The organism is Gordonia soli NBRC 108243, assembly GCF_000334455.1.
Taxonomy (GTDB): Bacteria; Actinomycetota; Actinomycetes; order Mycobacteriales; family Mycobacteriaceae; genus Gordonia; species Gordonia soli.
This window is the reverse complement of record NZ_BANX01000026.1, coordinates 153,561-164,671: the sequence shown is the minus strand read 5'-3', so window position 1 is coordinate 164,671 and position 11,111 is coordinate 153,561. Positions and strand designations below refer to the sequence as shown.

The window sequence follows — 11,111 nt, the reverse complement described above, 5'->3', positions numbered from 1 at the left end:
ACCGAAACCGGGATGACCGGCATGCGAGGCGAGGCCGAGACGGGCCACGTCGACCGTGCGCTCCAAAACGTCGACCGTGCACTCGCCGCCGGACGTCTCGCCGATCCGCGGCCACAGCAACGCACGATGAACGATTTCGAGCGCACGATCGACGGATCAGAGCGCACGATCGACGGTGGGATATCGAAGCGCCGGCACGTCTCGCGAGCAGACGAGGAGACTGCCGGTACCACCGAAACCGGGATGACCGGACCATCCCGGGCTCGACGCCCGATCAGGCGAGGTGACAACTGGTCATGCCGTCGGTGACGCCACCGCGATGGCCTCGATCTCTATCTCCCACTCCGGTGCGGCCAGGGCGTCGATTTGCGCGATGGTGTCGGCGGGGTACGGGTGGGTGAAGTACTCCCGGCGCAGTTTGATGACCGTGTCGATCACGGAGATGTCGGTGACCAGGATGGTGACCTTCACGACGTGCGCGAGATCGGAACCGGCCGCTTCGAGCACCAGGCGCAGGTTCGTGAAGGCCTGTCGTGCCTGGGCCTCGAATCCGCCGGCGACGGTGGTGCCGGACTCGTCTATGCCGGCCTGGCCGGACACGAAGATCAGGCCGCCGACCTCGATTGCTTGCGAGATGGCGTAGGGCTCATACCAATCGGGGGCGGTGGCGATCTGGGTGAACGGAGTCGTCGTCTCGGTCATGGGATCACCCTCGACCCGCAGCTACGTTTCGGCAAGTACGGTCTTTGTTGACCAGTACTATCCGATCGGATACCGAGGAGGTCAGTGATGCGCGATCAGGTCGATCGGACCGAACAGAACTGTCCGACGGAGCTCGCGGTGGAGATCATCGGTGGTAAATGGAAGCTGATGATCCTCGATCATCTGGCCGACGGAATCCATCGCTTCGGTGAGCTCCATCGAGCCCTGCCGCCCGTCACCCCGCGGATGCTGACCCGGCAACTCCGTGAACTCGAGGACGACGGACTCGTGCTCCGAACCGCGTATCCGGAGGTGCCACCCAAGGTCGAATACTCGCTGACCGAACTCGGCCGCACGCTGGAACCGTTGCTCATCGGCCTCCGGAGCTGGGGAGAGCTCTATCGCGGTCGTTACGCAGAGGTTCGGGCGGAAGCGACCGCCGTGCGCCCGGTCAGCTGAACACGGTTCGGACGTACGCCTCGACGGCCTGGGCGTCGGCGGTCGTGCCGCGATGTCCCAGGTACCCGTCGGGGCGGATGAGGAACAGCGAGTTCCCCTGCGGTGAATACGATCTGGCGAACTCGCCGTCCTGGTCACGGAGGATCGACAATGTCGTCTGACCGACATCGATGCCGTCCGCGACGACGAGGTGGACCTGGACCTGGTCGTGCATCAGATCCCGCAACCGCTCCGCGAGCGACTCCAGAACGCTGATCTCGGCGGCACCAGAGGTGTCGGTGTAGACGAGCGCGCTGTGTCTCCGTCGGTCGAGGTGTGCGAACAGCCGCGTGGGGCCGTTGACCACATCGCGTCGTAGGCCGGTGGCGTCCGGTGCCCGATGACCCGGCTGCACACCGTCACCCGACGCAGGAGAGACGATCGGACTGGCCGTGTAGTCGATGAGCAGTTGGGCCTCCCGGAGGACGATCTGAGTCGGGTCGGTGATGTCGGCACCGATGCCGTCCTTCGCGCTGCGAACCGTTCGGCCGACGACCTCTTCGCCGACCGGCCGACGCTCGGCGTCGTAGCTGTCCAGGAGCCCCTCGGCGGCGAACCCGCCCACCGCGAGCCCGATCTTCCAAGCGAGGTTGTGGGCGTCCTGGATTCCGGTGTTCATGCCCTGGGCGCCGGTCGGCGGATGGATGTGCGCGGCGTCGCCTGCGACGAACACCCGACCGCGCGAGTACGCGTCGACGATTCGATGGCTGATCCGGAACACCGAGGACCATCGGAGGTTGCGGGCCGTGGTGGGTTCTGGTGAGAGGCGATCGAGGACGGCCTGGATGTGTGAGAGCTCTGGCGCGCAAGCACCTTCGAAGCCGTGTGTGATGCCGTCGCCACCGGCGTCGGGCGCCGACGAGAGGTCGGGCGGCACGAGCATCGACATCCGGTATCGACCGTGGCCGGGCAGGGGAATGCACACCAGCAGATCGTCGACCCCGTTCTCGCCGCGGTGCATCGACCGCACGCCGTAGCCCGCGGGCACAGACCAGTCGACCTCGACGTCACCGAGCATGTACTGATCGGCGAGCGCACCGCCCTCGAACGTGAGACCCAGTGTCTTGCGGACGATGCTGTGGGCTCCGTCGGCGCCGATCAGGTACGCGGCGCGTACCTGGGCCTCGGATTCTCGGCCGGCATCGTCGTGACCGGTCAGGGTCACGGTGACTCCCGAGTCGTCGTGCGTGAAGCCCGAGACCGCGATGCCGCGCTCGATCGTCGTGTCGAGCTCGGCGAGCCGTTCACGCAGGACCCGCTCGGTTTCATACTGGGGAATGGCCAAGAAGCGGAACGGGATCTCTTCGGGCAGTACGAGATCGATCCGCGAGACCTCATCGCCGTTGACGTAGACGACCTGCCCGCGCATCTCCACGCCCGCCGCGAGGATCTCGCCGAGCACCCCCATTCCCTCGAATACTTCGAGCGTGCGAGGTTGCACGCCAACAGCTTTCGCGTAGAGCGGCGGTTCGGAAAGTGGATCCACGATGCGCACCCGCACCCCGCGTCGACGGAGTTCGACGGCCGCGGCCAATCCGATCGGTCCGGCGCCGGCGACGAGTACATCGATGTCGGTCATGGAGGACCCCTATCTCTCAGGAGGAGTATGGACACTGAACGTGTCCGACCGTCGGAGATCTGCGAGATCGGCGTCGGTGAAAACGGCCGGGAGACAGTGCGTGCGCGACTACAGTGTGTGGATCGCCAACGGATTGCCGAGGTGGTGCCGTGTCGACCGGTGACGTCGGCGAGCAGACCACGGAGACATCATTCGGGACGGTCGAGTACACCGACCGCGGACGAGGCTCGGCAGTGCTCTTCGTCCATGGTTCACCCGGAGGCCGCGACCAGGGTGCACTCACGTCGGACTTCCTGACCCGTTCGCGTCGGGTTGTTGCGATCTCACGCCCGGGCCATCGCAACACCCCGCTCTCGGCCGAGTCCGCCGGTCCGTCGGCACAGGCGACGATGGCGGCAGAGATCATGTCCGGCCTGGGGATCGACCGATACTCGATCGTGTGCTGGTCCGGCGGCGGGCCGGCCAGTTACACGCTCGCAGCCGCATATCCGGGCCGTGTCACCGCAGTCGTCGGTGTGGCAGCGGTCAGCGCCTCCTTCGATCCGGCGGGCACGCTACGCGGACGATTGGAGCTGGTCGAGGAGAGGATGCTGTTCACGGGTGTGGGTAGGTGGCTGACCACGACCTTCGCCGAGCGTGCACCCGCCACCGCGATGTCCACACCGCTGGCCGGTGAGGGGACCTGACGCGCGCCCAGGCGCGAGACCTGACAGCTCAGATCGTGGCCGACGATGAGCAAGCCGCATTCGCCGTCGCGATGTTCGACACCGTGACCGGTGCTCGGCGTGCCGGATTCGAGAACGATTTCCGGCAGTTCGCCGACCTCGAGCTGCCCCTGGCCGATGTCCGCGCACCGACTCTGCTCATCCACGCGCGTACCGATGCCGACGTGCTGTACGACCAGAGTGAGCACGCGGTCGGCGCTGTTCTCGGTGCCCGTCTCGTGACGGTCGACGTCGGCACCCACCTGTCGGCGTGGTTGGGGCCCGGCGCCGACTCGCTGCAGACAGCGATCACCGACCACCTCGCATCCGCGCAGACCTGACGGCTCGAGGCGACACGCGACGGCTCCGCGCGGGGGCGCTGTCACGACGCTTGGGTAGGGTGCTCCGAGTGAATCCGAGCTCTCCGATCAAGTCCGTGAACGCCCGCATCGCCGAGGAACTCGGGGTCGGGGAGAACCAGGTCAGCGCGACCGTCCGGCTCCTCGACGACGGCGCGACCGTGCCGTTCGTCGCGCGCTACCGCAAGGAGGTCACCGGCAGCCTCGACGACGCCCAGCTGCGCACCCTGGACGAGCGCCTGCGGTACCTCCGCGAGCTCGACGAGCGTCGGGACGCGGTCATCGCGTCCATCGACGAGCAGGGCAAACTCACCGACGATCTGCGCGCCGCGCTGCTCGCCGCGGAGACCAAGTCGCGAGTCGAGGACATCTACCTGCCCTACAAGCCCAAACGGCGCACCAAGGCACAGATCGCGCGCGAGGCGGGCTTGGAACCTCTCGCCGACCGACTGCTCGCCGATCCTGGGCTCGACCCCGAGGCCACTGCCGCGGAGTTCCGCTCGGATCAGGTCGCCGATGCCGCTGCCGCCCTCGAGGGCGCCCGGCACATCCTGGTCGAACGGGCCGCAGAGGATGCCGAACTCGTCGGCGCGGTTCGTGAGCGGTTCTGGACCAACGGCGAGATCCGGACGTCGCCGCGCTCGGAGCAGGTCGCGAACAGCCCCACCGGACAGAAGTTCCGCGACTACTTCGAATTCTCCGAGCCGCTCGACGCGATGCCGTCACACCGCGTGCTCGCCGTCCTGCGTGGCGAGAAGGAAGAAGTCCTGTCGCTCGCCTTCGACGGGGGAGATGAAGAGCACTACCGCGCGATGATCGCCGCGACCCTGGGCGTCGACGCGTCGCATCCGGGGCCGGGCACCCAATGGTTGGTGGGCACCGTGCGTTGGGCGTGGCGGGTCAAACTCGCCGTCACGGCAGCGGTGGATGCTCGGATCCGGCTGCGACAGAAGGCAGAAGAGGATGCCGTCGCGGTGTTCGCGAAGAATCTGAAAGACCTTCTGCTCGCTGCACCCGCAGGGGATCGCACCACCCTCGGTCTCGACCCCGGCTTCCGGACCGGCGTCAAGGTCGCCGTGGTCGACGGAACCGGCAAGGTTCTCGACACCTGCGCCATATATCCGCATCAACCGCAGAAGCAATGGGATACCGCCAAGGCCACCCTCGCCGCACTCGTGGCACGGCACGGCGTCGAACTGATCGCCATCGGCAACGGCACGGCGTCACGGGAGACCGATTCGCTGGCAGCCGAACTCGTCGCCGACATCCGTACCGCAGGAGCCACCCCGCCGGCGAAGGCCGTGGTCAGCGAGGCGGGCGCGTCGGTATATTCGGCGTCCGAGTACGCCTCCCGGGAACTGCCCGAGCTCGATGTCTCACTCCGTGGCGCAGTCTCCATCGCGCGCAGGCTCCAGGATCCCCTGGCCGAATTGGTGAAGATCGAACCCAAGTCGATCGGGGTCGGCCAGTATCAGCACGACGTCACGCCCGGCACCTTGGCGCGCAGCCTCGACGGCGTCGTCGAGGATGCTGTGAACGCGGTCGGTGTCGATCTCAACACTGCCTCGGTGCCGCTGTTGTCGCGGGTGTCCGGCGTGACGCCGACGCTCGCCGAGGCCATCGTCGCCCATCGAGACAGCGCCGGGGCCTTCCGCAGTCGAGCTGCGCTGCTCGATGTCCCACGTCTCGGACCCAAGGCCTTCGAGCTCTGCGCCGGCTTCCTCCGCATCCGCGACGGAGACGATCCGCTCGACGCATCCGGTGTTCATCCGGAGTCCTATCCGGTGGTCCGCCGAATCCTCGATCGATCTGGCGTCCAGCTCGCGCAACTCATCGGCGACGAGAAGTCGTTGCGCGCCCTGCGGCCCGCCGAGTTCGCCGACGACCGCTTCGGTCTGCCGACCGTCGTCGACATCATCGGCGAACTCGAGAAGCCGGGGCGTGATCCCCGCCCCGCCTTCGAGACGGCCACGTTCGCCGCCGGTGTGGAGAAGGTCGGCGACCTCCGCCCCGGAATGGTGCTCGAGGGAGTGGTCACCAATGTGGCGGCCTTCGGCGCATTCATCGACGTCGGCGTCCACCAGGACGGACTCGTCCACGTGTCGGCGATGGCCCACCGCTTCGTCTCGGACCCACACGAGGTGGTCCGTTCCGGGCAGGTGGTCCGGGTCAAGGTCATGGAAGTCGACGTCGAACGACAGCGCATCAGTTTGAGCCTGCGCCTCGACGACGATCCGCAGACCGGCTCGGCTGCAAAGACATCGGGAGCCGGCGGTGGACGAGGTCCCGATCAGCCGCGCGGCGGAGCCCAGGCACGTGATGGTCAGGGACGGGGCGGCCAGAACAACCGCACCCAGCAGGGCAGAGGCGCCCAGCAGGGCAACCGGCAGGGCAACGGCCGTGGGCGGGGTGGCGACCGCCGCGAATCCGCGCCGACGGGGTCGATGGCACAAGCCCTGCGCGACGCCGGCTTCGGCAAGTAGTCGACACGCGGCATCGCCCCTATCATCCGAGGGGCGATGCTGCGGTGGGACTCAGTCGAACAATCGGCGGAACAGGTTGGTCTCGGCCAGGTCGACGAGTTCGTCGCCCCGGCCCGACAGCACCGTGCGCAGGGCGTAGAGGGTGAAGCCCTTGGCCTGTGCGGCGGTGACTGTCGGCGGGATCGAGAGCTCCTGCCGCGCGGTGACGACATCGAGCAGTGCCGGCCCGTCGTGGTCGAGGACGGCTCGCACGGCACCCGCCAGATCATCGGGTTGTTCGACTCGGCGTCCGAAGATGCCGATGGCGTTCGCGAGGGCGGCGAAGTCGGGGTTCTCCAGGTCGGTGCCGTAGTTGACGAAGCCGGCCGCCTTCATCTCGACCTCGACGAAGTTGAGCGACGAGTTGTTGAAGACGATCACCTTGACCGGCAACGAGTTCTGCGTCAGCGTGATCAACTCCCCCAGGAGCATCGCGAGGCCACCGTCTCCGGCGAGTGCGATCACCTGGCGCCCGGGGAATGCCGATTGCGCACCGACTCCCTGGGAGACCGCGTTCGCCATGGACCCGTGGGTGAAGGAACCGATCAGACGACGGGATCCGTTCATCCTGAGGTATCGCGCGGCCCACACCACCGGTGACCCGACGTCCGGGATGAATACGGCGTCGTCGGACGCGTTGTCGCTCAGGAGCTTCGCGAGGTACTGCGGATGGATCGGGGTCCGGTTGCGGTCGTTGACGGCGAGGTCGTCGAGCCGTTCGCGCGTGGTCGCATAATGCGACCGCGCCGTCGACAGGTGCTTCTCCGAGCGTCCGCGGTCGATCAACGGCAGCAGTGCCGGGATCGTGTCGGCGACGCTGCCGACGAGCCCGAGGTCCACCGGCGTCCGTCTGCCGATCTGTTCGCCCCGGAGGTCGAGCTGGATGATCGTGGCCTTGGACGGATAGAACTGCTGGTAGGGGAAGTCGGTGCCGAGCAGTAGCAGGGTGTCGCACGCCTCGATGGCGCGGTAACCGGAGGAGAAGCCGAGCAGGCCGGTCATGCCGACGTCGAAGGGGTTGTCGTACTCGACGAACTCCTTGCCGCGGAGAGCGTGGACGATCGGCGCCTGCAGGGCAGCCGCGAGTCCCACGAGCTCGTCGTGCGCGCCGTGTACGCCTGCGCCGGCCAGGATGGTCACCTTCTCGGAGCCGTTCAGCAGAGCCGCTGCACGGGCCAGCTCGGTGTCGGTGGGTCGCGTCACCCGCGAGATCGGGAGGATGGGGGCGCTGCTGCGGCGTCCGGCACTCTTGGCCAGGAATGTCTCACCGGGGATGATCAGGACGGCCACCCTACGCGTCTCCACGGCCGTACGCGTGGCGATCTCCAGCAGCCGCGGCATCTGCTCCGGGGTGTTGACCATCTCGCAGAACGAACTGCACTCGGCGAACAGTTGCTCCGGGTGGGTTTCCTGGAAGTAGCCGCTGCCGATCTCGCCGCCCGGGATGTGAGCGGCGATCGCCAGCACCGGCACCCGACTGCGGTGCGCGTCGTACAAGCCGTTGATCAGATGTAGGTTGCCCGGGCCGCAACTACCCGCGCAGACCGCGAGTTCGCCGGTCAGCGCCGCTTCAGCGGACGCGGCGAACGCAGCACCCTCCTCGTGCCGGACGTGCTGCCAGGCGATACTGCCGTCCCTGCGTAGTGCGTCGGTGAAGCCGTTCAGCGAATCTCCGGGGATGCCGTAGACGCGCTGCACGCCGGCGTTCTTGATGATCTCGACCATTGTGTCGGCCACGGTGGTTGCCACGAGTGAGGCCTTTCTCTGGGGATCCCGATGCTGCCACGATCAGAGGTGTTGCCGGATCGTGATGGCGGAGGTGCGGACAACTGTCGTCACTTCATTCACACTAATCACTTGAGTAACATCTGCCGCACCCTGCCGGGATGTCGGCCGCGCCACATCCCAGGACCTGAACACCCAGGAGCAGGAGACCGATGCCCTCGACCCGTCTCGCCATGATCGGACGAATCCTGCTGTGCGGCGGTCTCGCCGCGGCATCGGGCGTCGCCGTGACCCTCGGTTCCGGAGCAGCATCGGCAGCACCGTGCGGCAACGGCGGTACCGGCTCGAGCCTGTTCGGTTCCGCCGGACTCCCCGGATCATCTGGCGCGCTCGGCTCCCTCGGATCCGGCTCGTCGGGATCGCGCTCGACGCAGGTGCCGCAGGGATCACTCCCCGTGTATGCAGGCGTTGCGTCGAAGGCGGTCGCCTGGGTCACGGGACCACGTAGCCAGAACAGCACCTACAACAGGTTCGGCATATCCGGCACCGACCTGGGGATCAGCTGGGACAACGGCAGCGGACAGACCCTGATGGCGTTCGGTGACACGTTCGGAAACTGCGCGGTGGCGGGTCAGGAGTGGCGACACAACGTGCTGCTGCGGACGTCGGATACCGACCTCGACAACGGGATCTTGGTTCGGGACGGCGTGCCGGGGGACGTGCGGTCCGGCTCGGTCGTCAGCGCTGATCGTCCTCGATTCGCGCAGGAACTGATCCCGTCGCTCGGCATCTCCAACATCGAGGTGACGACGATCCCGACCGCTGCGATCGCGGTGCCGGGGCCGAACGGGACCCGACAGATCATCAACTACATGTCTGTGCGATCCTGGGGCGCGGCCGGTCGATGGGTCACCAACTTCTCCGGTATCGCGTACTCCGACAACAACGGTCAGTCGTGGAACACCGACATCTCCACCGTCCTGGTGAACGCGCCGCTGACCCTGGCACTACCGGACGGCTTGCCCAAGGTCGACCGCAACAACGGCAAGTTCCAGCAGAGCGCCTATGTCCGCGGACGTGCGGACGATGCGGCCGATCGCGACTACGTGTACCAGTTCGGTACGCCCAACGGCCGATTCGGTGCAGGCTTCCTCGGTCGCGTGCCGGAGTCGAAGATCCTCGATCTGGATGCCTACCAGTACTGGGCCGGTTCGGGTCGCGGCTGGGTCGACGACATCGGTCAGATCCCCGATGACGGTACGGCGATCGTCGTTCCCGCGCCGGTCACCGAGCTGTCCGTGTCGTGGAGCCCGTACCTGAAGAAGTACGTCATGCTCGACGGAGACGTAGGCATCCGGATCCGGACCGCCGATCATCCGCAGGGCCCGTGGAGTCGACCGACCTACATCGTGCCGCCGGGCGCAGCGGTCCTGTACGGACCGATGGTCTTACCGACGTCGCCTGCTCTGACGGGCACCGGGAAGGAGTTGTACTTCAATGCCTCTCGGTGGAGTGACTACAACGTGATGCTGATCCGCACCGACCTGAGCCGGGTGCCGGGGCTGCGCTGACGCCGTCGGTCTGGTCACCGGGTCGGGAAGTCGACCACGGTGCCGCCCAGCGGGAGTTGGTCGGTGCGCGGGCCGGATTCCGCACGATCGACGGGCACCGGTGCACCGGGATCGGCAGAGACCAATTGATCGATCGCCGGGCCTGTTCCGGCCGCCACGAACGAGTCGAAGACATAGGGGAGGCCGTCGGCCGCGAGGGCTGACGGCCGGTCCATCAGCTGGAAATGCAGATGCGGCCCGGTCGAGCTACCGGGGTCACATCCGGCCGACCTCCTGGCCGGATGTGACCCGTTGTCCCACCCGGACTCCGACGGTGCCGGACTTCAGGTGCGCGTAGAACGCGTAGACGCCGTTCGAGAGCTTCAGGATCACGTGATTGCCGTCGGCCTCCTCGATCCCCACCGGACGTGGCGCATCGGGGACCTGGTCTGCGTAGTCGTCAGCTGCCGCGACCACCTCGTGCATCGGCAACAGCGAGGACCGGCTGGTCGAAGGTGAACAAGTTGGAATTGACGGCGGGATCGCCTCCCGCGAGGCGGGACCGTGAATCCAATCGGTTGAAGTCGATCGCGAAACGCTGTGCCAGCCAGAGGTTGTCGTCGATGGGCTGGACAGAACGTCGGGCCGGGCCGTCGCAACAACTCCCGACCGCGAATTACCCTGACCCGGCCAGCGGGCGGGGCGATGACCGTGGGATCGTCCCTGTCCACGTCGGCGGAACCGCCGGAATAGCCGATCGATTCGGGTACCGGCAGTCCCGGCGGGACCGAGACGGTCACCCGATGGTCGATGTGCGCCGGGACCGGTGCGGATTCCGCCATCGGGATGTCCATCCACACGACGCCGACCGTCGACGGCCCGATGGTCGGTGTCGGCACCGAACCCGTCGCCAGCAAGGACATCGACGCCGATACATCCGCGCCGGCCAGAGTGGCGAGAGCACGACCGGTGTCGCGGCCGATGGCCTCCACACGCGTGACCGTCACCGGGACGGGGAACCGTTGGTCAGGTGGACCTCGTAGACGATGTGCCGCCGGGCGTCGGAACCCGTGAACCACCGCGGTGTGGACATCACACTGATCACAGCCGGCGTGAACTGCTCGGCGTGACGGGAAGTAGTTTCCCGGCGGAACTCGCGCTCGGCGGGTTCGACGAACTGTCGGTGCCGCATGCGGTGACGACGCCGACTGCGACCGCGATGGTCGCGGCGTCGCACCTCCGGGACCGCCGCAGGCGGCGGTGATCGTGGACTCGAAGCGAAGCTGATCGACGCATGAGCTGACCTCTCCGGAGCTCAGCATCGCACTTGTCCGCTGGGGATGGTCGCCGAATCCGCACTCCTGCCGCGCAGGGTTGCGATCGCGATGATCACAAGTCGATGGGCGGTCTGTATTCAGATGTATACAGAAACAGCACCGCGGCAGCGGATGACCGTGCCGCACCGATCGCAC

The 11,111-nt window shown here is 67.0% G+C and carries 11 protein-coding genes; 6 read left to right on the top strand and 5 right to left on the bottom strand.

Annotated elements, in window-relative coordinates; genetic code table 11:
* Positions 1–294: 294 nt before the first annotated feature.
* Complete coding sequence (locus GS4_RS17705; protein ID WP_007623067.1) at positions 295–702, bottom strand: RidA family protein; 408 nt, start codon at positions 700–702, stop codon at positions 295–297.
* 87 nt (positions 703–789) lie between these two features.
* On the opposite strand from GS4_RS17705, the gene GS4_RS17700 reads away from it, so the two are divergent.
* On the top strand, positions 790–1,161 hold the full coding sequence (locus GS4_RS17700; protein WP_007623065.1) for a winged helix-turn-helix transcriptional regulator: 372 nt from the start codon (positions 790–792) through the stop codon (positions 1,159–1,161).
* On the opposite strand, the gene GS4_RS17695 is transcribed toward GS4_RS17700, so the two are convergent.
* The gene (locus GS4_RS17695; RefSeq protein ID WP_007623063.1) at positions 1,154–2,779 is read right to left on the bottom strand and encodes an FAD-dependent monooxygenase; all 1,626 of its coding nucleotides are present in this window, start codon (positions 2,777–2,779) and stop codon (positions 1,154–1,156) included. The two genes, GS4_RS17700 and GS4_RS17695, sit on opposite strands and share 8 nt — an antisense overlap.
* A gap of 149 nt (positions 2,780–2,928) precedes the next feature.
* On the opposite strand from GS4_RS17695, the gene GS4_RS25460 reads away from it, so the two are divergent.
* From GS4_RS25460 to GS4_RS17685, 3 genes are read left to right on the top strand one after another with little or no spacing between them, the layout of a single operon-like run.
* On the top strand, positions 2,929–3,465 hold the full coding sequence (locus tag GS4_RS25460; RefSeq protein WP_007623061.1) for an alpha/beta fold hydrolase: 537 nt from the start codon (positions 2,929–2,931) through the stop codon (positions 3,463–3,465).
* A 35-nt stretch (positions 3,466–3,500) separates the two neighbouring features.
* Positions 3,501–3,824: an alpha/beta fold hydrolase gene (locus tag GS4_RS25455; RefSeq protein ID WP_007623059.1), complete on the top strand. Its 324-nt coding sequence runs from the start codon at positions 3,501–3,503 to the stop codon at positions 3,822–3,824.
* A 59-nt stretch (positions 3,825–3,883) separates the two neighbouring features.
* On the top strand, positions 3,884–6,325 hold the full coding sequence (locus tag GS4_RS17685; RefSeq protein WP_040510924.1) for a Tex family protein: 2,442 nt from the start codon (positions 3,884–3,886) through the stop codon (positions 6,323–6,325).
* Positions 6,326–6,376: 51 nt separating this feature from the next.
* Here the strand turns inward: GS4_RS17685 and poxB are convergent, their stop codons facing one another.
* Positions 6,377–8,113, bottom strand: coding sequence for a ubiquinone-dependent pyruvate dehydrogenase (gene poxB / locus GS4_RS17680; protein ID WP_007623055.1), 1,737 nt, complete (start codon positions 8,111–8,113; stop codon positions 6,377–6,379).
* Between the two features lie 188 nt (positions 8,114–8,301).
* Between poxB and GS4_RS17675 the strand changes: the two genes are divergently transcribed.
* On the top strand, positions 8,302–9,660 hold the full coding sequence (locus tag GS4_RS17675; protein ID WP_007623054.1) for a glycoside hydrolase family 183 protein: 1,359 nt from the start codon (positions 8,302–8,304) through the stop codon (positions 9,658–9,660).
* 14 nt (positions 9,661–9,674) lie between these two features.
* Here the strand turns inward: GS4_RS17675 and GS4_RS24900 are convergent, their stop codons facing one another.
* Both GS4_RS24900 and GS4_RS24895 read right to left on the bottom strand, forming a co-directional pair.
* Positions 9,675–9,875, bottom strand: coding sequence for a hypothetical protein (locus GS4_RS24900; RefSeq protein ID WP_007623052.1), 201 nt, complete (start codon positions 9,873–9,875; stop codon positions 9,675–9,677).
* A 40-nt stretch (positions 9,876–9,915) separates the two neighbouring features.
* A complete protein-coding gene (locus GS4_RS24895; protein ID WP_007623050.1) occupies positions 9,916–10,125 on the bottom strand; it encodes a peptidoglycan DD-metalloendopeptidase family protein in 210 nt (69 codons plus the stop codon).
* A 640-nt stretch (positions 10,126–10,765) separates the two neighbouring features.
* Here GS4_RS24895 and GS4_RS25665 point away from each other — a divergent pair.
* On the top strand, positions 10,766–10,903 hold the full coding sequence (locus GS4_RS25665) for a hypothetical protein (RefSeq protein WP_157226666.1): 138 nt from the start codon (positions 10,766–10,768) through the stop codon (positions 10,901–10,903).
* Positions 10,904–11,111: the final 208 nt, after the last annotated feature.